Source organism: Natronosalvus caseinilyticus, from assembly GCF_017357105.1.
Classification (GTDB): Archaea; Halobacteriota; Halobacteria; order Halobacteriales; family Natrialbaceae; genus Natronosalvus; species Natronosalvus caseinilyticus.
In genome coordinates, this window is record NZ_CP071596.1 from 2,807,119 (window position 1) to 2,828,173 (window position 21,055).

25 protein-coding genes are annotated in these 21,055 nt (G+C 57.1%); 12 read left to right on the forward strand and 13 right to left on the reverse strand.

Annotated elements, in window-relative coordinates; genetic code table 11:
* Positions 1–2: 2 nt before the first annotated feature.
* Positions 3–815 carry a 3-methyl-2-oxobutanoate hydroxymethyltransferase gene (gene panB, locus J1N60_RS13375; RefSeq protein WP_312908155.1) on the forward strand — a complete coding sequence of 271 codons (813 nt, stop codon included), beginning with the start codon at positions 3–5 and terminating at the stop codon, positions 813–815.
* Positions 816–862: 47 nt separating this feature from the next.
* Here panB and J1N60_RS13380 read toward each other — a convergent pair whose 3' ends face one another.
* Entirely contained in the window at positions 863–2,389 is a 1,527-nt protein-coding gene (locus J1N60_RS13380; RefSeq protein ID WP_312908157.1) for a (R)-citramalate synthase, read from the reverse strand.
* A gap of 187 nt (positions 2,390–2,576) precedes the next feature.
* Positions 2,577–2,939: a DUF192 domain-containing protein gene (locus J1N60_RS13385; protein WP_312908159.1), complete on the reverse strand. Its 363-nt coding sequence runs from the start codon at positions 2,937–2,939 to the stop codon at positions 2,577–2,579.
* A 91-nt stretch (positions 2,940–3,030) separates the two neighbouring features.
* Here J1N60_RS13385 and J1N60_RS13390 point away from each other — a divergent pair, with 91 nt between their 5' ends.
* Complete coding sequence (locus J1N60_RS13390) at positions 3,031–3,675, forward strand: DUF7097 family protein (protein ID WP_312908160.1); 645 nt, start codon at positions 3,031–3,033, stop codon at positions 3,673–3,675.
* Positions 3,676–3,750: 75 nt separating this feature from the next.
* On the forward strand, positions 3,751–3,885 hold the full coding sequence (locus J1N60_RS13395) for a DUF7128 family protein (protein WP_312908162.1): 135 nt from the start codon (positions 3,751–3,753) through the stop codon (positions 3,883–3,885).
* A gap of 41 nt (positions 3,886–3,926) precedes the next feature.
* Here J1N60_RS13395 and J1N60_RS13400 read toward each other — a convergent pair whose 3' ends face one another.
* Entirely contained in the window at positions 3,927–4,181 is a 255-nt protein-coding gene (locus tag J1N60_RS13400) for a DUF7508 domain-containing protein (RefSeq protein WP_312908164.1), read from the reverse strand.
* Positions 4,181–4,681, reverse strand: a complete 501-nt coding sequence (locus J1N60_RS13405; protein ID WP_312908166.1) for a DUF5796 family protein — start codon at positions 4,679–4,681, stop codon at positions 4,181–4,183. The genes J1N60_RS13400 and J1N60_RS13405 overlap by 1 nt, the downstream gene beginning before the upstream one ends.
* Before the next feature lie 186 nt (positions 4,682–4,867).
* Here J1N60_RS13405 and J1N60_RS13410 point away from each other — a divergent pair, with 186 nt between their 5' ends.
* Entirely contained in the window at positions 4,868–5,752 is an 885-nt protein-coding gene (locus J1N60_RS13410) for a shikimate kinase (RefSeq protein WP_312908168.1), read from the forward strand.
* Positions 5,749–6,111 (forward strand): chorismate mutase, encoded by a 363-nt coding sequence (locus tag J1N60_RS13415; RefSeq protein WP_312908170.1) that lies wholly within the window; start codon positions 5,749–5,751, stop codon positions 6,109–6,111. The genes J1N60_RS13410 and J1N60_RS13415 overlap by 4 nt, the downstream gene beginning before the upstream one ends.
* A 109-nt stretch (positions 6,112–6,220) precedes the next feature.
* On the opposite strand, the gene J1N60_RS13420 is transcribed toward J1N60_RS13415, so the two are convergent.
* From J1N60_RS13420 to J1N60_RS13435, 4 genes are read right to left on the reverse strand one after another with little or no spacing between them, the layout of a single operon-like run.
* On the reverse strand, positions 6,221–7,342 hold the full coding sequence (locus tag J1N60_RS13420) for a tyrosine-type recombinase/integrase (protein ID WP_312908172.1): 1,122 nt from the start codon (positions 7,340–7,342) through the stop codon (positions 6,221–6,223).
* Entirely contained in the window at positions 7,339–7,863 is a 525-nt protein-coding gene (locus tag J1N60_RS13425; RefSeq protein WP_312908174.1) for a hypothetical protein, read from the reverse strand. The genes J1N60_RS13420 and J1N60_RS13425 overlap by 4 nt, the downstream gene beginning before the upstream one ends.
* Positions 7,864–8,316, reverse strand: coding sequence for a hypothetical protein (locus J1N60_RS13430; RefSeq protein WP_312908176.1), 453 nt, complete (start codon positions 8,314–8,316; stop codon positions 7,864–7,866).
* 49 nt (positions 8,317–8,365) lie between these two features.
* A complete protein-coding gene (locus J1N60_RS13435; protein ID WP_312908178.1) occupies positions 8,366–8,596 on the reverse strand; it encodes a hypothetical protein in 231 nt (76 codons plus the stop codon).
* Positions 8,597–8,877: 281 nt separating this feature from the next.
* On the opposite strand from J1N60_RS13435, the gene J1N60_RS13440 reads away from it, so the two are divergent.
* Complete coding sequence (locus J1N60_RS13440; RefSeq protein WP_312908180.1) at positions 8,878–9,183, forward strand: hypothetical protein; 306 nt, start codon at positions 8,878–8,880, stop codon at positions 9,181–9,183.
* A 4-nt stretch (positions 9,184–9,187) separates the two neighbouring features.
* Here J1N60_RS13440 and J1N60_RS13445 read toward each other — a convergent pair whose 3' ends face one another.
* A complete protein-coding gene (locus J1N60_RS13445; protein ID WP_312908181.1) occupies positions 9,188–10,168 on the reverse strand; it encodes a thioredoxin domain-containing protein in 981 nt (326 codons plus the stop codon).
* 653 nt (positions 10,169–10,821) lie between these two features.
* Between J1N60_RS13445 and J1N60_RS13450 the strand changes: the two genes are divergently transcribed.
* The 3 genes from J1N60_RS13450 (at position 10,822) to J1N60_RS20660 (ending at position 12,962) form a co-directional block, all read left to right on the forward strand.
* Positions 10,822–12,132, forward strand: a complete 1,311-nt coding sequence (locus J1N60_RS13450) for a Cdc6/Cdc18 family protein (RefSeq protein WP_312908183.1) — start codon at positions 10,822–10,824, stop codon at positions 12,130–12,132.
* A gap of 69 nt (positions 12,133–12,201) precedes the next feature.
* The gene (locus tag J1N60_RS13455; protein WP_312908184.1) at positions 12,202–12,675 is read left to right on the forward strand and encodes a hypothetical protein; all 474 of its coding nucleotides are present in this window, start codon (positions 12,202–12,204) and stop codon (positions 12,673–12,675) included.
* 107 nt (positions 12,676–12,782) lie between these two features.
* Positions 12,783–12,962, forward strand: a complete 180-nt coding sequence (locus J1N60_RS20660) for a DUF7344 domain-containing protein (protein WP_425499354.1) — start codon at positions 12,783–12,785, stop codon at positions 12,960–12,962.
* Positions 12,963–13,706: 744 nt separating this feature from the next.
* On the opposite strand, the gene J1N60_RS13465 is transcribed toward J1N60_RS20660, so the two are convergent.
* The 4 genes from J1N60_RS13465 to J1N60_RS13480 all read right to left on the reverse strand — a co-directional run bounded on the left by J1N60_RS13465 (position 13,707) and on the right by J1N60_RS13480 (position 16,440).
* Positions 13,707–14,063, reverse strand: coding sequence for a type II toxin-antitoxin system VapC family toxin (locus tag J1N60_RS13465; protein ID WP_312908187.1), 357 nt, complete (start codon positions 14,061–14,063; stop codon positions 13,707–13,709).
* Between the two features lie 34 nt (positions 14,064–14,097).
* A complete protein-coding gene (locus J1N60_RS13470) occupies positions 14,098–14,334 on the reverse strand; it encodes an antitoxin VapB family protein (protein WP_312908189.1) in 237 nt (78 codons plus the stop codon).
* A 214-nt stretch (positions 14,335–14,548) separates the two neighbouring features.
* Positions 14,549–15,466, reverse strand: a complete 918-nt coding sequence (locus tag J1N60_RS13475) for a DNA adenine methylase (RefSeq protein ID WP_312908191.1) — start codon at positions 15,464–15,466, stop codon at positions 14,549–14,551.
* 245 nt (positions 15,467–15,711) lie between these two features.
* The gene (locus J1N60_RS13480; RefSeq protein WP_312908193.1) at positions 15,712–16,440 is read right to left on the reverse strand and encodes a hypothetical protein; all 729 of its coding nucleotides are present in this window, start codon (positions 16,438–16,440) and stop codon (positions 15,712–15,714) included.
* A 106-nt stretch (positions 16,441–16,546) separates the two neighbouring features.
* On the opposite strand from J1N60_RS13480, the gene J1N60_RS13485 reads away from it, so the two are divergent.
* The 3 genes from J1N60_RS13485 to J1N60_RS13495 all read left to right on the forward strand — a co-directional run bounded on the left by J1N60_RS13485 (position 16,547) and on the right by J1N60_RS13495 (position 21,041).
* Positions 16,547–16,876, forward strand: a complete 330-nt coding sequence (locus tag J1N60_RS13485) for a hypothetical protein (protein WP_312908195.1) — start codon at positions 16,547–16,549, stop codon at positions 16,874–16,876.
* A gap of 63 nt (positions 16,877–16,939) precedes the next feature.
* On the forward strand, positions 16,940–17,311 hold the full coding sequence (locus J1N60_RS13490; protein ID WP_312908197.1) for a DUF7344 domain-containing protein: 372 nt from the start codon (positions 16,940–16,942) through the stop codon (positions 17,309–17,311).
* Between the two features lie 118 nt (positions 17,312–17,429).
* Entirely contained in the window at positions 17,430–21,041 is a 3,612-nt protein-coding gene (locus J1N60_RS13495; RefSeq protein ID WP_312908199.1) for an Eco57I restriction-modification methylase domain-containing protein, read from the forward strand.
* Positions 21,042–21,055 lie beyond the last annotated feature (14 nt).

Here is a 21,055-nt window from a genome sequence, read left to right on the forward strand (position 1 = left end):
GTATGCCAACGGTTCGTGACGTTCGCGAGAAGGCCGGAACGGAACCGATCACGATGCTCACTGCCTACGACGCGCCCACCGCCCGCATCGTCGATCGAGCCGGCGTCGACGTGATTCTCGTCGGCGACAGCGTCGGCAACACGACCCTCGGGTACGAGACGACGCTCCCGGTGAGCGTCGATCAGATGGCCAGCCACGTCGGCGCTGTCTCCCGGGCAACCGAGGACGCCCTCGTCGTCGCCGACATGCCGTTTCTCTCCTTCGGCGTCGACGAGAAAGAGAGCCTCGAAAACGCCGGACGCATGCTCAAAGAGGAGGGCGCCGAAGCGGTCAAACTCGAGTCGGGCCCACACACCGTCGACCTCACCGAGAAGATGGTCCAGCTCGGCATCCCGGTGATGGCCCACCTCGGGCTGACCCCCCAGCACGTCAACCAGTACGGTGGCTTCCCCCGCCAGGGAACCGACGAGGAGTCCGCCCGAGCAATCGTCGACCTGGCCCAGGCCCACGAGGACGCTGGCGCGTTCTCGCTCGTCCTCGAGCACGTTCCCTCGAACGTCGCGTCGCAGGTCACGGAGGCAATCGACATCCCGACGATCGGGATCGGTGCGGGGCCAGATTGTGACGGACAGGTGCTCGTGTTCCACGACGCGGTGGGGATCAGCGAGTGGAGTCCCTCGTTCTCGAAGCAGTTCGGAAACGTCCGCGAGGAGATGGAGTCGGCCGCCGAGGGCTACGTCGACGCCGTCGAGGGCGGGGCGTTCCCCGCGGAAGAACACAGCTACGAGCAGTCTGACCTGGATCGGATCTACTGAGTTCGTACTCGAGTCACTCGGCGTCCCCTTCGTTCTGCAGCGAACGATCAGTCGTCCGCCGACGCCACTACCTGCCGTTCGTCCTCGTCCTCGAGCAACCGGTCGAGCGCGTCGACCATCGCCTCGACGCTCGCGCGGGTGATGTCGGCCTCGCTCCTGGCGACCGTCACGCTGCGGTCGTCTCGAGCCATCGTGACCTCGACGGTGACGACCGCGTCCGTACCGCCGGTGACGGCGTCGACGTGGTAGGCCTCGAGGTCGGCGTCCGCAGCGGACCCGATCGCTTCGCGAACGGCGGAGACGGCGGCGTCGACGGGGCCTGAGCCAGTCCCCGAAGCAATTCGTTCCTCGCCGGCGACCGAGAGGCGAACGCTCGCCGTGGGCACCTCGCCGCCGCTGGTCGCGTTCAGGTCGAGCAGTTCGACCGTCCGGTCGCGGTCGGCGCCGGTGACGTCCTCGGCGATCGTGAGGAGGTCGGCGTCGGTCACCCGCCGCCCGCGGTCGCCGAGTTCGGTGACTCGAGTAGCGATCGTCCCGACCTGTTCGTCGGTCGCGTCGACGCCGTGTTCCTCGAGCGCGGCCCTGACGCCGGCCCGGCCGGTGTGCTTGCCGAGCGCGAGTCGTCGCTCCCGCCCGACCGTCTCGGGCGGGTAGGGCTCGTACATCCTGTCGTCCTTCAGGGTGCCGTCGGTGTGGATGCCGCTCTCGTGGGTGAACGCGTTCTGCCCGACGACGGCCTTGTTCGGCGCCAGTTCGACGCCCGTCGCCCTGGCGACGCGCTGGGCGAGGTCGTAGAGTTCCTCGAGTTCGACCGTCTCGACGCCGTAGACGTGCTCGAGCGAGATGGCAACCTCTTCGAGGGCGACGTTCCCGGCGCGTTCGCCCAGTCCGTTGACCGTGCAGTGGACCAGGTCGGCCCCCGCGGAGACGGCGGCGAGGGCGTTCGTCACGCCGAGGCCGAGGTCATCGTGCGTGTGGGCGCTGACTGGCCCGAGTTCGGCCAGCCGGGAGACCGCCTCCGCCGTTCGCTCCGGGCCCGTGTGGCCGACCGTGTCGGCGAAGCAGGTCCGGTCGGCGCCGGCCTCGAGGGCGGCTTCCATCAGGGTCTCGAGGTAGTCCAGGTCGGCCCGCGAGCCGTCCTCGCCGATCACCTCGACCCAGAGGCCGTGATCCGCGGCGTAGCCGACCAGGTCTGCGGTCGTCTCGAGGACGTCCTCGCGGGTGCTGCCGACTTTCCCCTCGACGTGGCGGTCGCTCGCGGGGACGACGAGGTGGACGCCGTCGACGTCACAGTCCAGGGCGAGGTCGACGTCGTTCCTGACGCCGCGGCAGAAGCTCGTCACGCGAGCCTCGAGGTCGAGGTCGGTCACGCGGGAGATGGCTTTGCGCTCGCCTGCACCAGTACACGCGCTCCCGGCCTCGATGACGGCGACGCCGGCGCGCTCGAGGGCGCGGGCGATCTCGACTTTTTCGTCTGGCGAGAGCGAGACGCCGGGCGCCTGTTCGCCGTCTCGGAGGGTCGTATCCAGCAGTTCGACGGACGTATCCGTAAGCGGGGTGGGTGGGCGAGTCATAGAATCGGTGGAAAAGGCGTTATCGACGAATTTCGCGGCCAGCCGGGTCGCCCCGACTTCCTCTATCCTCTGACGGTGAGAACGAGTCTCGTGTCATTGTATCTCAGCCGTGGCCCCGTCGATGGTTAAAGGCGCCGGTCACGGCACTACCTGCCACGCGTCACAGGCGGGCTGACACGATGGCGGATCAGTTTCGTCGGGAATCGCCCTCGAGAACGAGCCGCTCACCAGGTTCGACGCCGTCGGCGGCACCCGCCGGCAACTCGAGGATGAGGTCGGCCCGACCTCTGGCGAATCCTCGCCAGGGTCGGAGGGTTTCCACCCGCTGGACGACGCCATCTTCGACCCAGAGTACGTCGAGCGGAACGAACACGAACAGCATGTGGATGTCGCGGGTTTTCGCCCGCTCGAACTGAAAGGCGAGCGCGTAGTCGTCGGGGAGCGACCGACGAAACATCAACCCGCGAGTCTGCTGGAGGAGGGAGTCGGCGGTGTCGACGGTCGTCGCAAGCGTCCGCGCCGCACCGTCTGGGTCGTACACGACTGGCACGGCCTCGAGTGGCGGCGGCAGGGTAAAAGGCGTATCGGCACCGAGCGGGCACAGACCACAGATTCAACTTCGCTCGAGCGTACACAGTGGTATGGAGAAGACGCCACGGGGAACGTCGGTCGGCGTCGACGACCCCTACGCGTTCGCCGGCGTCTGCGATCACCTCACCAGCGACGGGAAGTGCCGATACGCCTTCGATCACTACCAGCACGACCCCGAGTTCGCCCGCGAGCGAGCCGAGGCCGACTACGCGTGCGTGGTCGTCGACGCGGAAGGCGACTGTAACGGATGTCACGGTGCGAGCGAGTCGGCGTCGGACGCGAGCGACGGGAGCAACGGAAGCGACGAGAGTAACGCAAATGAACCCTCACCCTGGGCCGCATGCCCCCACTTCCGGTCCCGGACGACTGAACGCGAGTGCGCTCGCTGCGGGCTCGAGGAACGCCGACTCGGCCAGCTTCCCCAGGAGTCGGCCATCTCCGGCGAGCGCCCACTACTCGAGGAACACCACCTGTCCTACGCTCGTGACGGCGAGACCGTCGGTCACGAGATCACGATCTATCTCTGTCGGTGGTGTCACGCGAAGGTGCACAACTCGTGGGCGCGGATCACCGACGACGTCGCCCCCGATCCGGAGGCGCTCGCCGAACGCGAGGGTCGCCGGTCGCTCGAGCAGTCCGAACTCGGATTCGAGACCGCGGCGGATCGGGCCGGCCGCTCGAACGAAGAGCGCTAGAATTCTAGAATTGCTCGCCGTCCGTGACCCACTGCCGGAGTAACGGTTTTCCCCCTTCGCGTGCCATGGTGTGGTATGGTGGTCACAACCCAGCGCGACGACGCCACCTGGTACGAGTGCGAGGAGTGCGGCCTGTTGTTCGATCTTCAAGACGATGCCGAGGAACACGAACGACACTGCGACGCCGAAGGCCCGTCGTACATCCAGTGAGTCTGGCACGAGTCACCCTCGGCCAGCAGCGACGCCGTCGCCTACTCCTCGAGACCCGCTCGAGCACGGTGCTCGACGGCTCGGTTCTCGGCTTCCTCGAGCGTGTGCGTCGCCTCCCAGCGCACCCGGTCGGCGCTCTCGTAGGCGAGCGCCGTCTTGAGTTCGTCCCGGAGGACGCCCGAGTCGATCGTTCGGACCTCACCGTCTGCATCGCCGAGTTCGTAAACCCCCGGACGATCCGGCGCCTGCGCGACGGTCGAACGCTCGAGGGGTCGCCACTGTTTTTGAAGCGGCATCACTCGGACCTGTCTCGTTCGTCCCGTTTGTCCCGTTCGTCTCGCACCTCTTCCTGGTCCCGCTCGTCTCCTCCCTCACCCTCGACCAGTTCGTACGCGTGCTCGCTCATCTCGTCCTCGGCGAAGACGAACACCCGGCCGTCGACGACAGCGTGATCCGCCTCGACGCGAACGGAGTACCCCTCGGTCGTTACGGTAACTCCGGGAAACAACTCCTCCTCGTCCGTCGCCTCGAGCATGACTCGCCCGACGCCCGTCGCCTCGAGGATGTCCTCGTGGGTATTTCGATCGTTGACGTAGGTCATCACGCCCTCGACGCCGTCGGGATCGGTGACCAGGACGTGGACCTCCTTTCCCGGCGGGGACCGAACGCTTCCCGCCTTCGGTTCCGGAACGCCGTTGTAGAACGTCTCCCGTCCGTCGAGGTAGCGAACGACGACGCCGCCGTCGACCAGTTCGACCGGCAGCGTGCTCGGGGCGACGTTGCTTCGCGTGCTCATACGCACCTCTTGGGGGCGGGCGGCAAAAGCACCACGGACTGCCCGTGGCCCTCGAGGGTGGTGCGATGGCGCTGCTACTGGTGACGCACGATGGTACTGATACCGACCGATACCGGCGACTCGGCGAATGCGGCCAGAACCGCACCGACCATCAGCCGTAAATAGCCCGTACAAGAGAGACACCGTATGGACGGTCGGGCGACCGCACCCGCTGCTGGCACGATACTCAACGCTCTGGCGACCGGCACGGGCGCCGCGTTCGCGATCGACCTCGAGACGACCGCGACGGTCGAACTCGACGGTTCGGAAGGCGTCTCCGGGACGGTCGAGAACGCTCCCGACGCCGACACCACGCTGATCGAACGCTGCGTCGAGCGCACGCTCGAGCACTACCGCGACGACGCTGGCTTCGAGGACTCGATCCAGGGCGGAACGGTCGCGACCAAAAGCGACGTCCCCCTCGCCTCGGGGCTCAAGAGCTCGAGCGCCGCCGCCAACGCGTCCGTACTCGCGACGCTCGACGCCCTCGGCTCCGGACTCGCCGACGACGTGGACCGACTCGAGGCCTGCCTGGTCGGCGTCGAGGCCGCCAGGGACGCGGGCGTCACCGTCACCGGCGCGCTCGACGACGCGAGCGCGAGCATGCTCGGGGGCGTCACGATCACCGACAACACGGAGGACCGGTTGCTCGAGCACGACCGATCGGACTTCGCACGGCACGCCGCCATCTACACCCCACCGGAACAGTCGTTCAGCGCCGACGCCGACGTAGACGCCTGCAAACGGATCGACTCGATGGCCGACCTCGTCGCCGAACTCGCCCTCGACGGACGCTACGCCGAAGCGATGACCGTCAACGGCTTCGCCTTCTGTGGCGCCCTCGAGTGTGCGACCAAACCGATGCTCGAGGCGCTTCCGGACGCTGCAGGCGTCTCGCTCTCCGGGACGGGCCCGAGTTACGTGGCCGTTGGTAATCGAGACGCACTCGAGACGGTGTGTGGGCGGTGGCGAGACAGACCGGGGACGACGCGATTGGTTCGAACGCGGACCGAGGGAGCCACAACGTTATGACGAACGATTCAGAGACCACGACCGACGAACCGAACGACGAAGGACGGGCGCCCGAGGAGATGGACCTCGAGGAACTACGCGAGGAGATCCAGGAGATCGACCAGGACCTCGTCGAACTGATCGCGCGCCGAACCTACGTCGCAGACACCATTGCGAAGGTGAAAGCCGCCGAGGACTTACCCACGACGGACGAAACGCAGGAGGCTCGAGTGATGGAGCGAGCGGGCGAGAACGCGGATCGATTCGACGTCGATGCGAACCTCGTTAAGGCAATCTTTCGGCTTCTGATAGAGCTGAACAAGATAGAGCAAAATTACCATATTCGGGACGAAAACGACACACAGTGGGACGATAACTAACGCGAACACGCCGAGTCTTTATAAGCAAAATCAGCACTAACTAGCAGCACTTCTTCCAACACAAGACACACGAATAGAAAGAGACCGCTCGACCGACGCCCAGTCTCGACTACACCTTGTCCAACCGCAGCTGGAAAATACCCTCCCGATACACGGGTTCGATGTTCTCGAAGTACTCGTGCATATAGGCGTCCATCGCTGACCGCCGGCGATTGTACTCGTCAGTCCGGTCACCACGCATATACTTCCGTTGCACCCTCGGGATACCTTGGGTACTCCACCACGACGTGAAGTGGTGTCGACACCAATGCGGCGTGATTGAATCGTAGTACTCATCCTCACCGAACTTGTACTCCGGCCACCAGTACTTCTTCCAAAAGTGCGCGATGTCGTTGTGCGCGGGACGTTTCCCTTTGTCCGTGAAGAACAACGCATCCTTCGAATTATCCGGACGAATCAACAACCAATCCACGATCGCCTGCCGAGTCTCTTCGTCAAGCGGCAATATCGTATCTACCTCACGCTTGTTCCCATCCCGCTCAGACGGGATATACACTACATTCTCGTACTGCTCGATTTTCGGGTGCGTTCCCATCTCAGTGTAGTGCTCACGCAGTTCATCGTGCTCGATGCTGATGTCGGCCAGGTTAATGTTCGCAAGCTCACTCGAGCGACACCCGAGTTTCAAATGCGTGACGGTGAGAGCCCGTTCCCGAATGTTTGTGATGTCATTGACCCTCTCTCGAAGCTCATCCAACGAGATTCTCGGATACGAGCGTTCACTGTCTGTCGATAACCGACCCTTCTTCAACCACTTCTTGTACGGATTGTAATCTGTCGGTGCTGGGATTTGCCCGTCTTCCTGCATCCACTCATATGCAGCATTCACCCGGAAGAGCTTGCTCTTCACGTCTCCCTCGCTGTTCTCCAATTCCTCGGTTTGGAATCTAACGAACTTCGAAACGTGCACGCTTGACGGGCACGCCGGATGGCGTCCCTGGGCTTCCATGAAGTTACGCCACTGGTCGAAGGTTCTCGTCCACTGATTATAGGTCGCGTCAGTGATCTCCTGATGCCGGTCTTCGAGCATGAACAGATCAAACGGGTCTTCATCAACGGCCAAAAATTCCGGCTCAACTTCAGCAAGCCGGTCTTTCGGATTCCCCGATACCTCACCGTAGGCGTTCTTCCCCGCTTCGAGTTTGTCAAGTCGATCTTTATTATCAGTCATTCAGCATCCTCTGTCCAATATTTGTCTCGACGGAACACACGTTCCGCCCACAGTTCCTCCGTAGCTCCTTCAAGCAACACCGCTTGCAGAACCGGGTTGTATCGGTGTGGATAGTCGGTGTGCTCAGTCACCCACGAGAACACCGCAATCAGCACTCTGAAGTGAATGTCGTGGGCGGTCTGAACGGATTTCGAATCCTCAATCGTCACACTGAACCAGTCCTCGAGGTCTTCTGCCGTGGGCGTAACCGAATTCACACCGCGCTCGCGTGCGAACGCGCACCACTTGTTCCACGGCGACTCATACCGGTACTTCAGCGTGTGCTCGCTCCAATTCTTGTCTCTTGATTCAACGAACGCATCCCACACAGTGTCGGGATCGAGGCCGGATGCGAAGTTGTCGAGTCGATACCTGGTCGGCACGTCAACTGTGCGTTTGAACACGCCGAGTTCTGCCTTCGCTTCCTGCACCGGGATCGACCCAGAATGGTAGTTCGAGTCCGGGTCGTAGTCGGCCTCCATCTACTCAACCCCACCATCGTCGTCGTTGTCTTCGACGACAAAGTACTGCTCCGAGGTGTTCGACTCTATTTCTCCTTCGATGGTGAGGAAGTCCAGGTGATCGGTGAGACGCTTCCCGGCAGTTTGTTGAATACGCGACAAGATTTCGTGGTATTCCGCAGCCGGGTTATCCTCGATGAAATCAAGAATGGCCTGGCGCTCCCCACGGTACACTTGCTGCTCAAGCTTTTGAATACGCTCGCGCGACTGATTCAGTTCCTCCAGCAGGTCGGCGCGTTGCTCGCGCAGCTCTGCTTTCGTAAAATCGGGTTCAACGTCTCTCTCGAACTTCTTAATGCCAGCTTCAGTCATCGATGCCAGAAACTCTGACATTGACATGTCCAGTTCGTCCGCTCGTTTCTTCCACCGTTCGCGTTGTTCCTCGGGCGGATAGGTGGACGCCTGTTTTCCCATGGTCAATCAATCAGGATGACGCACATTATAATTCCGCTATTGTACCACGTCAGGCGGGTTCGATGTGGATCGATCCGTTCCGAACGACTGGCCGAACGGTGTCCACAGAATCGCCAATGTCGAGGGCGGCGATCTGGTCGGGAGAGAGCACGATTGAGAGCGCCAGCGCGTCACCGTCGTCATTGCGGTGCATAGGGGCGGAGAGCCCTTCGATTTCGTCGTTCGAGGGGTCTTCGTGTTCGGGCGCGTTCGCGTGCGCAGTCGATGCATCAGTACTCATAGGTCGATACCTCCGCAGGCGGGCGGGCGAGAGCAGCAGATCGTCTCGTTCATATATGGTTGTTACTCGTTGTGTCGCGTTTGCCAGAGCAACCGCCACAGCGGGCGTTACGGTCGCTTCCGGGCAGTCTCTGCAACCTCGTTGGTTGCTCCAACTAGCTCAAAACAACCATCTATATTAAAACTATGGACTAGCGTTGGGCCGACTCAGCGAGCGTACAACCGGAGGCACAACACGGGAGACTATACGACGCCTACATCCATATCAGCGTACAGAAATCTATGATAGAACCACCAGCAGTACCTGACAATTGGTCGAAAATGTACACTGACCCGTTGGCCTCAACAGAACATGGTTGGGTGACTGTCTACGACTGCACAAGAAATGGTCAGCTTGCACAAATGGAGGTATTCTGGAAGGGCTCCAGCCACGATACTGTCGATATTCACGTCTACGAATTCCCGAGTACAGAGCCTGACCATGAAGAATCTGAAGCAGTAATCAAAATAACGGTTCCTGTGAACGAAGCAAAACAGAAAATCGACGAAACAGCTGAGGCCTGGATTACAGCAATCGACAACGAGTAACTCGCTACTCGGCTTGCTCGAGAAGATCGTCTATCCACTGGAGACCTTTTCTGGCCACGAACTCCGCATCTTCATCACCAGTGTATTCGGCCTGTTCGAGAAGCAGTTCGATCTTGTCGCGCACGTCCGCGATCTCCGAAGCGGGAACCATCCCTTCTACCTGCGCCGAAGACACTGCCTCACGCGACGCGGCCTCACTCCGTTCCTCGCGCTCGCCGGCTAGCGCGCCCGCCTCACGCAAACGCTGTTCAACAGCGTCCTTCAGCTCAGGATCTGGATCTTCCTCGAGATCTCCCTCACGCAGCTTCTGCCACTCGTCAGGTTCTCTATCCTCGATATCGTTGAAAATTTGCCTGACGTACTCGTAGCTGACACCTAGCGCGTCTGCAACCGCGTTTTTCTCCGCCGAGGGACTGACTCTGTGCGCTGCGATGATTCGTTCTTTCTTCGTCGAGTTGTCGATGATGTCTTCTGGTGTTGCCGTTGTTTGTGCACTCATGGATGTGTTCTCCGTGTCTTCTGGGTCGTATTCTTCGAGTCGTTCTTCCAACTCGTTCTTGAGGCCGTAGTCCAGCACTTCGATGTAGGTCTCGCGTGGTATTTCTCCGGACTCAAGGTCGTTCAGCAGTTTGGAAACGTATTGCTGGGTGGAGCCTGAAATTGCTTCGACCGCTTTTCGATCCGGGTCTCGGTCGGCAGCTAACCAACTATTGATGATGATTTCCTGCTTTGAATAGGATTCTAGTGGGTCGGCAGGTTCGGTCGGCACTCCTTCGATACGTTCGACCTCCTCACCATCAGTACCGTACGCAACGATATCCCGGGTGGGCTTCAAGCCGTCAACCCCTCGGTGTTCTCCTTCCGTTGACTCGGTAATGTGATCTCGAATTTCCGGGAGGAATTGGCGGGTCTGCTCGCAGTACGGACATGCCCATTCCTGTATGTCAGAGTTTTCTGGGGCGGCGGATAGAGGGTTGTTGCTCATGGTTTCTCCGGTGCAATACCCGGAGTATGACGCCCGTCTTCACTCCTCCAGGTGTTGCTTATGCACAACATCTGGTGCAACACGTATAATGGTTGCCTTCAGTTGCCCCAGAGAAAACGTCTTCATCCATATCAATACCAGCTGGGCGTTGTCGATCTCGACCCGATAAAACGCTGGCGCGCACCTACAGTTACAGAACAAGACCGCACCAAACAGCAGTAGACCTCAGAAATGACTGCGACAATACCGCAATCACCACCGCGGTAAGTGCGGTTGGTGCGGTATGTGCAGGCTGTTTTTCAGTATCTCGTATATACCCCCGACACACCGTACGGTGAGTGCGGAGCCAGTAGAGAAGGGGTGGGGGTCGCGCGGGGTCTATCTCGGAGTACACAGTACTCTCTCAATTTACCCTTGGGTCTACTACGGAAGCCTATGATTCATACACTAATAAACCTTTCTCAAATACAACCAACTAATAAAATGTCTCCAACTCTACCCCCCACCGTTTTCTTACGATGCACTCACTGTGCGGTGTCTCCGGGTATATAAGTAAATAGGGTCACTCACCACACTACCCACATTCACCCAAACACTTATGCAACCAACCAACCAACGGAAGTACGCAGGCACAAACAAGACCCTCTCCAACCATGTCTATATTCGAATCAAACGGAATCTTCGACAATGATCGAGTACTCCGCCACGACTCATACACACCAGACGAATTCCTTGCACGCGAAACTCAAGAACAAGAACTCGTCAGTGCCCTCAAAAGCGTATACCGAGGCTCACCACCCAAAAACATCGTTCTGCGCGGCAAGAACGGCACCGGCAAAACCTCGCTAACAAAATCCATCCTGGAGACCCTTACCGAGGATTGCGCCGAAAAGGGCATCAACGTCACTACTGTCTACGTCAACTGTTCTGACTCCCACAACGACAAAAGCAGCTACGATACCACCCGAGAAATCACGAACTCCCTCCGGGAAATCCGAAATCCGTCCGGCTACGACAAAATCGGGAGCGGCTATAGCCAAGGCGAACTATACGAGAAAATGTTCGACGAACTCGAAAGCTCCGGAGATACCAACATCATCGTCCTTGACGAACTCGACGGTCTAGGTGAAGACGAGATCCTCTATAAAATCTCACGTGCAACCACAAACGGAGATCTTCCGATGGACACCGACGTCGGACTCATCGGGATCACTAACGACCCAGGCTGCATCAAAAATTTCTCACCAACCGTCAAAGACAGTCTCTGCGAGGAATTCATTGAATTTAGCCCATACAAAGCTACCGAACTCGAAGCTATCCTGGGTGCCCGCAAAGAAGAAGCATTCGTAGATGGTGTCCTCAACGATGACGTCATTCCACTCTGCTCGGCCATCACCGCTCGAGACAGCGGCAGTGCCCGGCAAGCCCTCAAACTCTTGGAGAAATCGGGTGAAATTGCGGATGATGAAAATGCTGACAATGTCTCAGTTGAGCATGTCCGTGAAGCCGACACCCAGATAGACAAAGACGACGTGAAAAATTCTCTGAAAGGCCTTACGACCCAAGAGCGACTGGCCTTACTCTCCGTTGCCATCAAAAGTATCGATCCGTCGAGTTCGTCGAATAAAGTACCAACTTCCGACCTCTTTGAAGCATACGAAACCATCGCAACAAGACATGGTCATTCTGCACGGTCATACAACCGGTTCAGCGACCGGCTCAAAGCTCTTGAACAGCAAAACCTCATCAGTCTCACGCCTACCCAGAAGTCGGGCTATCAAAACACGTTCGACCTGGAGGTCAACGCCGCGCTCCTTATCGAAGCATTCGATGAAATCGTCTCTAACGGGATGGCTGGGGAATCAAGCGGTCTCCAAAGGACAGTGGAAGCAATCATGAAACGAGCTAATGATGCAGGTGAAGTCAGCCGAAGAGACCTTACCCTCGAGACGTGCAGTTTTTGAGCTGTTTCTCCACATTTGCGCAGCCGTGTTAAGGCGACCGCTGCCGACGAGACTGTCGAGTTGCACTTCGTGGTCTGGGAGTCGAGTGGCGGCGACGTTTCCCTCAAGGACGGAGACCACTACAGGCTCACGAACGTCGACATCTCTGAGTCCGATGGCATACTTAACTCCCCGTCCAGGAGGACACCGAGTTCGAATCCATCGGACAGGGCGTCAGTCACACAGAGCCCGCCAACGGCGGCGGCAACACCGCGCTGGACGGCAAGCACACAGCTGACGAGGAGGCCGCTACAGACGTCGGTGAGCCTCCGACTGGCGGTGGTAGTGTCCAGACCAGACGCCGAAGGTATGCTCGCCGACGCTCGCCGCATGGTGGAGCTGCTCGAGCAACGTGGCGTCGCGATGGACGAGAACGAGGACGCCCTTGAGTACGTCGTCAGCGATAAGGGCGGATTATGGAGGCCGAAGATGGCTGCATACCGGTCTGAGAAGCATATAACTGGGGAGAACGGCGGCGTCTCGGCTTCGTTCGTGGCCCTCTGATTGGCCTACGACTCTTTCTTCGAAGCAACAGCACCGTTCCCAACGACCAGTCCCTTGCAGCAGAGGAAGTCTATCGTATCCTCGCAGCGCGCCGTCGGCGGCAGCTGCTGGTCGTTCTAGACGAACACGAGGCCGACGAGGTTCACCGTAACGAGCTGGCCGACCGACTCGCCACCGAGGAGAACGGCACCGGGCCGGACGGCGAGTCCGCAGCCGGCTATAAACCGGTGTATACTGAGGTCTACCAGTCGCACCCGCCGGTTCTGGAAGAAACACGGCGTGGTTGAGTGGAACCCCGCCGCCGGCCTCGTGCGCCCAACAAACGCGGTGGTAGAGTTGATCGAGACCATCCGCCACGTCCAGCAGCAGTCATAGGACACCGCCGACTGAGAGTGACCTCGGCGAACTGTGAGTCGGCGACTGTGCTTCGTCAATGGCGACTGAGAGTTGCCACCTTCCCTAGCGCATATGACAGCATAGTTTAGTATCAGTATCTTCTCGTCATTAGCCGATTCTCGCCACTACCAAAGTGAGGGGGGTTTCGAGGTGTTATCCTTCCAGATACGACTGTTTCAGCGTCGTTCTCGGGAGATTCGTCGCTACATTCGTAATCGATGTTGTTCTGACACTAGAGCAACCCGCGAAACAAAATACATATTCCCCGTATTTCGACTCTAATGCCCAGATAGGGCACTACCCGGCCCGCTACTTTTGTTACCGATTCTCGTATAACGGCATCGAAGCAATATATTCGCTGTAAACCATCGAGAGAGCGAATATATTCCTTCAACGGCGATGCATGATAGGCAAAATGGAACCAAGGTAATGGGTACTATACAGAGAAAAAAGGGGGGCCGACTCTCATCGGGGGAATAATGTATGGAATTTGGTATAAAAACCGAGGAGACGGGCATCGATTCCACCAGGTGAGCGGCGGTGATCTCGACGTCCTTTCCCCCGGTTCGAGCGGAAAAGATGGCCCTCCAAAACGGAGGGCCGTAACGTTACGGGCAGTTCGGTAGTTTTGAGAGTTAGTAGGTTTCGACGTCGACGCCGAGGCGGTCGAAGTCGTCGACGTTCCGAGTGAGCACGGGTTCATCGACGACATCGGCAGTCGCACCAATAATGACGTCACCATCGTCGACGGTGTTGCCCTCGTTCACAAGTTGCCCTGACAGTCGCCCGGCCTTCCGCATGACTGCTGTGTCGGCTGGATGGACTGGCTTCGAGGAGAGAACGTTCTCCACCTTTTCTCGCTCCGCTTTGGACTGATTCGATCGCTCGATCCCGTAGTAGAGCTCGAACAGCGTCATTGAGGACAGCCGCTGCTGGATGAGGTTCGTCTCCAGCTCGCGAGCCTTCTCAATGGCGTCTTCGTCGCCGTTCATCAGGTCGATGAGAAAAGACGTGTCCAGCAACACTCTATGCACCCTGCATCTCGTCGGCGACGTCTTCTAACTCGCCGCGGCGCCGTTCTCGTCGCTCCTCGATCGCCTCTTCTAGGGCCGCGGTCTCCTCGTCGGTGAAGATCCCGGCTAGTTCGAGGAGGGAGCGCTCGCCGGCGAGTCGGAGAACCACGTCGGTGAACGTCTCTTCCTCCTTCTTGTGGGCCTCCAACCGCTCGTAGGCTTCCTCGGAAAGCCTGATACTTTTAGACATCTGCATACAGGTGTATGCAGCCCACCGACTCAAATGTTACCCTGCTACCGTCCGGGGAGGTAGGTTCGCCTCACCCGTCTCTTTGAGTAAATGAGAGACAACGCTCGGTGAAACGAGAGATGTGAGTTGTAGACCAACTCAAGTCTCTCTTTTCAACTCCTTTCGGCAAACAAGGATAGTGGTGCAGGAAGACCAAAGGGAGATTGAATAGCGGTCAGTTACTGTTGCCGTTGGCGAATGCTGATCGCTCTTCAGGGTCGAAATTGCAAACGATTCTCTCGCTGACCTCGTCTGAACTTCGCGTCATTCGATGGCGACTCTGCTGCTCTACAATGGTGAATTCCGAAAGTCCATCGGGAATCGTAGAACACGAAACCATCCAGTCATTCTCGATATCACGGAGACAGTCGACAAAGACGTCATGGTCGAATTCCCCATTGTATTGGTCTTCTCCACCAACATAAGGGGGGTCAGCGTAGTAGAGGACATCTACAGCGGAATCATCGTATTTCTCGAGGATTGCTTGGAAGTCCTGACTCTCGATGGTGACTTGATCGAACCGGCGAGCAAGCGAGTGGATTCTTTTTCGAGCATTGTCGAACGTACGTGCGGGTGACCGGCGTGCGCGTGTTTTGAAACCATTTGGTGACGACGCGATGCCGAGAAACTGCATGTAGCGAAGTGAGAAGAACCGGCCTGCACGTGCGATGGGATCGTCTGGACGCACCCCGTTATAAAATTCTGCTACCCATTGCTCGTACTGCGCTCGTGAATAGGGGACTGACTCGAGCCACTCAGATAGTTCGTCAGGTCGGTCTCGGAGGACTGTAAAGAATTGCGTCAGATCCTCGTTGTGGTCGTTGTAGATCTCGTACTTCGATCGGGGTTTATTGTACATGACGCCTGCTGCACCACCAAATACCTCGATATACGTATCGTGGGCCGGCATCGTATCGACAATCCAATCGGAGAGCCCTCCCTTCGCGCCGGGATACGGAAACGTACCTGATTGGGTACTTTCCCGAGGGGTATAGCCCGAGGACATTTTGGGTGGGCCAGGATTTTGAGGATAGTATTGGCGTGGAGCACTTCCAGTTCCGCCTTCGCTCTCGAGTAGATCCAGGGTTTCCATCGCATCGAGAGTGTTCCGAACTGTCCGTTCAGTGGGTGGTTCGCCATCGATGGCGTCCCGAACATCAGACGCAGTGAACGATCGTTGGAACTCAATCTGCTGTAGCGTCGTAGACCAGATTCTGTCACGGTGTGTTGGCAACTTGTGAGAAGATATATTCCGACAAGTAGGCTGTTTCGGTCGCCACTAATTCTTGGCAGATATCTATGGAATCGCGGACGATCACCTCTGTAGCTTCGTCCAACTCATGGGGGGCCCCGAACCGGGGATACCCGTTCAACCTCGCCCTCTCGAATACTCTCTTGAAATTGATCCTTTTTCCAAGGAGAATGCCTAGGAAGCGTTTGCTGACCGTTTTCAAGATACCGGCTCGCATACAGTACTCCGCTGCCGGGCTGGCGATAGATTGCCACACGGTCACCATCGACCGCGAAGTCCCCATGGTCAAAGCAGCTGCCCCATCGGTTGTAGGTCGGAATATAGAGCTCGTGCTGCCCCAGCCATGGATCTGGAGGAGAGAATTCATCCCAGACAATGGGAGTGCCCAAAGCAAGCTCGCCGTCCGCAAGTGAGGCAACACCCAGTGATGGCGTCGAAGTCATAAATTCGTCCAACAGATCCTCTGTTTCCCGCCGGGCCTCGTGAGCATCCACAGTAAATACCCAGTAAACGGCGTAGCCAAATCGGAGATGGTCAATAGTTGCTCGTAGCCGATCTTTGTTCGATGCGGCAGTCTCGATCTCGACGACAGATCGCTGTGGCATATCGGGTGGAGAGTCGGAAAGGTGACAGCGAATATCTCCAATCAAATCGGACGTTTTCTTCTCTGTTTCTATCGCCCCCACGCAACTAGGGTCTGCATGTAGTTTGTCGCTAATTGCAGCTTTGATTGCCCAGTGTTGTTGTGACTCGTTTTTCCTCTCGACTGTATGATCCAGCCGTATCGTTGGGTGGATGTCGACCAGGGCAGACATCTTATCAATTCTTGACCATCGCCCGGTATAACTAGACCTCAACAAAACAATACTATGTCACGTTTAAGCCCATCGTATAGAAATGTCATCGAGATGTTCTACGTGTATGCCTTCAGCACCGAAACCAGCAGAACGAGTGATGCTTGAGCTCGTTGCCTACCACGATCCAGTCGACTATCACAAACTCAAACGCCTTGTCGATGAGCGCCTCGAGTGTGAGTACGATTCCGAGATACATAGAATGGTGCTGAAAAATCTGAAAGAGTTGGATTTGATTGAACAGCCTGGGATGGCCCACGAATATGTCCACGTCACCGAGCAGGGTTGGTCATATCTCGGTGGTAAGACTCCTCGACACTCCACTGATGTCGAGACACGGGAAGCAGCGGTTTGTGAGGTGTGCGCGACAGATGAGTTGGTCGAGTCTGGTTGGTGAAAAGAGCCTCCTAGTCTTCGCTTTTATACCAACGCATTGAGCAGTTGCGGATAGAATCGTTTGATGCAACTGCTCCAACGCATCCGAGACGTTATCGAACCGCAGCCTAACCAGTCGACTAATAAAATCGATCCTGCCTATGCCTACGATCTCCTTTCAAACGAGAGGAGGCGGCGCATCATCGAGTTTCTCGTTGAATTCGAACCTGGTACCATAGTCGATGTCAGGGACATCGCAGACGCCATTTCGCAGGGCGACAGAAATGCCTGTTACGTGTCTCTCATTCAGTCACACCTGACCAAATTCGACAATAGCGAGGATGACAACAGAAATTATCTCCTTGAGTATGATGAACGGGCGAAAACAGTGAAAATCAGGCCTGAACTGCATGCAGTGTACCGGGCTCACGAAGCGTTCGCCAACGAATTGGATTAGTACTTGTGGTCTATCGAATTCAAGACACATATTATCTGAAACATTATTTTCCCACGATGATGTACCACCAGCATCCCAGTGTGTCTAGTTTTATGTATCCCTGGTAGAAGTTTAGCCCATGGATACACTCCAGCAGATCACAGCGAAGGACATCGCTGGCTGGGATTCGCTCTCCGATGTCGCCTCTACCTTCGAAAAACGCGGTCTGAAAGTCCGTGAAAACCTCGGTGAAGACAACGAACTCGTCCTCCAGCTGACCGACCGAGAGTTCATCGTGCTCATTGAGGCGGGTGCGGGCGAATCTGCCTCAGATTTCAAACCAGACGACCGACGCCGTCGAACTAACCTCGTCGCCACCAACGACTACGAGGAGTTCACATTCCTCACTCGCATTCGAGCGCTCGACGGGCAACAACACGGACGCATCAAGCATCAAAAACTCTCCTTCACCAAGGAGCAGATGACCAGCGAAGGCGGCGAGAAGAACACGATCCTCCAAAAGCTCAACAGCCTTGAGTACGGCTCAGCAGCTGCGATATACGACGATCTCTACGACACGAAGCAGGTCGTCAAGGAATTCTACCAGCAGTTCGAGACCCTTCGAACCGATCTCGTGCAGGAGGTCGCCGGCATCCCGGACGACCGCGGTGACGCCAAGCAGCGGTACGTCCAGGTCACCCTCGACCGGATGATCTTCCTTTACTTCATCCAAGAAAAACGTCTGCTCGACCGCGACCCGAACTACCTCCACGACCACCACAAACAACACGTAAACGAGGGCGAGAATGTCTACGAGGAGTTCTACGAGCCGCTGTTCTTCGATTTCCTCGCCGAGAACAAGAAGAGCACCGAGTTCGGGGCACTCCCATACCTCAACGGCGGCCTGTTCTCGAAGAACCCAATCGAGGAGGAGTTCGAGGATGCACGACTCGGCGATACGACCGCGCGCACCAACGAACTATTCGGTGACATCCTCGACTTCCTCTCAGACTGGAACTGGAACGTCGACGAGCGACTCGACATCGTCGATCCGAAGAACCTCTCGCCAGCCATCCTCGGCCACATTTTCGAGCAGACGGTCAACCAGAAGGAGATGGGGGCGTACTACACCCCCGAGGAGATCACCGGGTTCATGTCTCGGCGGACGATTCACCCATACCTTCTCGACCAGCTCAACGAGGAAGTCGGTGCCAATTACGAGGAGATTGACGACGTATTTGGGTTCCCCGCTCCAGACGCTGAGAGCGGCGTGGAAGTACTAGCCGATGGGGGAGCGGTCACGGCGCAGGTTCCGACCAAAAACGTCGAGACACAGCACGTGGAGACGCTGTATCACGACTTCCTGAAAGAAACTCGAGTCCTTGACCCAGCGGTTGGGAGCGGGGCCTTCCTGCTCGCTGCTCAGGAAGTACTGCTGGACATCTACATGCAGTGCATCGAGTTCTTCCAGCAGATGGACGGCAAAGGGAAAACATGGGAACTGGAGGAGCGCACCGTCGAGGAACTGGAGACGATCAAAGAGGGACGCGGGAGTGCTTCGCTGTACGCGAAGCGGTCGATTATTCTCAACAACCTCTACGGGGTAGACATCGACGACGGAGCAGTCGAAATCTGCAAGTTGCGTTTGTGGCTCTCGATGGTAGCTGACATTGAGGATGAGCCCAGTGAGGTGGAGCCACTGCCCAACATCGACTTCAATATTCGGCAAGGGAACTCACTTGTCGGCTTCACCGACCTAGTCGAATTAACTGATGATGGGGATGCCTCGCTTAATAATTGGGGAGCCGGCGTTGGGTCTGGGGTACGAGAGCTATATGAAGACGTAATCGAGGCGATTGAGCGCCATCGGGAAGCAACAAGTGCGACTGAGGCAGCGAATGCACGTCGGATGGCAGAGTCAAAAATCGACACCCATAGTGAGGAACTCAATAAAAAGGTTATTGAGCAGTTCCGCGCTGCCGGGATCGAGTCAGTCGATCAGGAGTCTGTCAAAGACTTTCACCCGTTCCATTGGGTGCTCGAATTTGCCCCTGTGTACGAGACTGGCGGCTTTGATGTCGTTATTGGAAATCCACCATGGGATCGTATTAAGCCACTTCGTGACGATTTCTTCTCGAAATACGACGAAACTTTCCGTTCACGACTTCCGGACGACAAGGACGAGGTGCAAGAGGAACTCCTCGCTGATGAGGAGATTGCACAGGGTTGGCAGGAGTATCAGGAGGAGATGGAGATACGTGCTGAGTACTTCAAGAATACTCCGGAGTATGAGCTACAACGTCCAGAGATTGATGGGCGAATCAACCCCAGTACAAACGACCTCTCATCGCTGTTCTTTGAGCGAGTGTTTAGCTTGGCAGGAGACTCCTCTCGTGTCGCACAAATCCTTCCGGGCGCGATATACAACGGTGCGTCGTGTAAAGACCTAAGAAGCCACTTGCTGGACAATACGCAGCTGGATGTTCTAACCATCTTTGAGAATCACGGCATCTTCGAGCAAGTTCACAACCAGTACAAATTCGGAGTGGTCATCTTCAAAAATGGTGGCTCAACTGACCACGTCTCGGGGAGATACATGGTAGGCGACCTTTCCATCTTTGAAGATTTCGATGAAAAGGCCATACGTATCCCTCGAGATGTCCTTGAAAAATACTCTCCAGAGGCAGGAATCTTCCCCTATATTGAGTCGGAACAAAAGTTGGAGGTGCTCAAGACCATCATCAAAAAACCACCAATCGCTCCCAGTGATGCCCCTGCGGGCTATATGGAACCATACCAGGGACTCCGACGAACGAGCGACTCAGATCGATTTGTCGATAGGTCGGAAGCTGAGTACCCGGTCTATGGTGGAAAGAACGTCTACCAGTATTCATACACTCCAGACTTCATCAACGACGTACATGAACCGGAGTTCTGGAGTGTTGAAGAAGAGACAGACCCAGCTCGAAGCGCAAAGCAACGGATGCGCGAGAAGACAGTCCGTGACCTCAAGTCCGCAATTTACGAGGCGTTCGACGGTACGGGTTCGCAGAAAGGGTTTGTAGATGACCTGCTAAAGGAACATCGAGGCAAGCCTCTCTCCGAGAACGACGTACTCTTGGATTGTACTGAATTCCGTATCGGTCTCCGCAGGATTACCAATTCAACGAACGAGCGGACGCTCATCGCATCGGTGTTACCGAAAGGCATCATCTGCCACAACACGTTACTAACCATCCCGAGTTACCAGATCACCCCGTATGAGGAGGGGCTATCTGAAGAACCCCTGCATAACTTTTACGAGCGGATGTTCACTGATCATGAGCTGTTTGCCAAGCTCGGCCTGCTCAATTCAATTCCGCTTGATTACCTCCTCAGGACAAAGGTGGATACAGGCATTGTAATGTACAAATTCAAAGAGTCGCAGATGCCTAACCTCTCTGAAGGTGACAACTGGTTCCACTACATCGCTGAGCGGGCTGCTCAGTTGAATTGTTACGGGAATGAGTTCGCGGAGATGCGCGAACGGCTCGGTGGGGTTGAGTCCGCAACTGATCCGCAGAAGCGAAACGAGATACAGGCAGAAATAGACGCTGCCGCCTTCCATGCGTATGGGCTTGACCGACGGGAAACCCAATTCATTCTTGACGATTTCCACCGGGTATCGAATCCACGAATTATGACTGAGGAGTACTTCGATATGGTGTTTGAGAAATTCGACCAGTTAGAGGCAGAAGGCCCGTTCAAGTAACACCAACAGCGATA

Bases quoted from the DNA above. Each gene is read 5' to 3' on its own strand.
- J1N60_RS13470 (WP_312908189.1), bottom strand. From the start codon at position 14,334: ATGTCTAAAAGTATCAGGCTTTCCGAGGAAGCCTACGAGCGGTTGGAG.
- J1N60_RS13440 (WP_312908180.1), top strand. From the start codon at position 8,878: ATGATAGAACCACCAGCAGTACCTGACAATTGGTCGAAAATGTACACT.
- J1N60_RS13485 (WP_312908195.1), top strand. From the start codon at position 16,547: ATGCCTTCAGCACCGAAACCAGCAGAACGAGTGATGCTTGAGCTCGTT.
- J1N60_RS13480 (WP_312908193.1), bottom strand. From the start codon at position 16,440: ATGTCTGCCCTGGTCGACATCCACCCAACGATACGGCTGGATCATACA.
- J1N60_RS13415 (WP_312908170.1), top strand. From the start codon at position 5,749: ATGACGAACGATTCAGAGACCACGACCGACGAACCGAACGACGAAGGA.
- J1N60_RS13400 (WP_312908164.1), bottom strand. From the start codon at position 4,181: ATGCCGCTTCAAAAACAGTGGCGACCCCTCGAGCGTTCGACCGTCGCG.
- J1N60_RS13445 (WP_312908181.1), bottom strand. From the start codon at position 10,168: ATGAGCAACAACCCTCTATCCGCCGCCCCAGAAAACTCTGACATACAG.
- J1N60_RS13465 (WP_312908187.1), bottom strand. From the start codon at position 14,063: ATGAACGGCGACGAAGACGCCATTGAGAAGGCTCGCGAGCTGGAGACG.
- J1N60_RS13425 (WP_312908174.1), bottom strand. From the start codon at position 7,863: ATGGAGGCCGACTACGACCCGGACTCGAACTACCATTCTGGGTCGATC.
- J1N60_RS13390 (WP_312908160.1), top strand. From the start codon at position 3,031: ATGGAGAAGACGCCACGGGGAACGTCGGTCGGCGTCGACGACCCCTAC.
- J1N60_RS13495 (WP_312908199.1), top strand. From the start codon at position 17,430: ATGGATACACTCCAGCAGATCACAGCGAAGGACATCGCTGGCTGGGAT.
- J1N60_RS13435 (WP_312908178.1), bottom strand. From the start codon at position 8,596: ATGAGTACTGATGCATCGACTGCGCACGCGAACGCGCCCGAACACGAA.
- J1N60_RS13475 (WP_312908191.1), bottom strand. From the start codon at position 15,466: ATGGAAACCCTGGATCTACTCGAGAGCGAAGGCGGAACTGGAAGTGCT.
- J1N60_RS13420 (WP_312908172.1), bottom strand. From the start codon at position 7,342: ATGACTGATAATAAAGATCGACTTGACAAACTCGAAGCGGGGAAGAAC.
- J1N60_RS13450 (WP_312908183.1), top strand. From the start codon at position 10,822: ATGTCTATATTCGAATCAAACGGAATCTTCGACAATGATCGAGTACTC.
- panB (WP_312908155.1), top strand. From the start codon at position 3: ATGCCAACGGTTCGTGACGTTCGCGAGAAGGCCGGAACGGAACCGATC.
- J1N60_RS13395 (WP_312908162.1), top strand. From the start codon at position 3,751: ATGGTGGTCACAACCCAGCGCGACGACGCCACCTGGTACGAGTGCGAG.
- J1N60_RS13490 (WP_312908197.1), top strand. From the start codon at position 16,940: ATGCAACTGCTCCAACGCATCCGAGACGTTATCGAACCGCAGCCTAAC.
- J1N60_RS13405 (WP_312908166.1), bottom strand. From the start codon at position 4,681: ATGAGCACGCGAAGCAACGTCGCCCCGAGCACGCTGCCGGTCGAACTG.
- J1N60_RS13410 (WP_312908168.1), top strand. From the start codon at position 4,868: ATGGACGGTCGGGCGACCGCACCCGCTGCTGGCACGATACTCAACGCT.
- J1N60_RS13380 (WP_312908157.1), bottom strand. From the start codon at position 2,389: ATGACTCGCCCACCCACCCCGCTTACGGATACGTCCGTCGAACTGCTG.
- J1N60_RS13430 (WP_312908176.1), bottom strand. From the start codon at position 8,316: ATGGGAAAACAGGCGTCCACCTATCCGCCCGAGGAACAACGCGAACGG.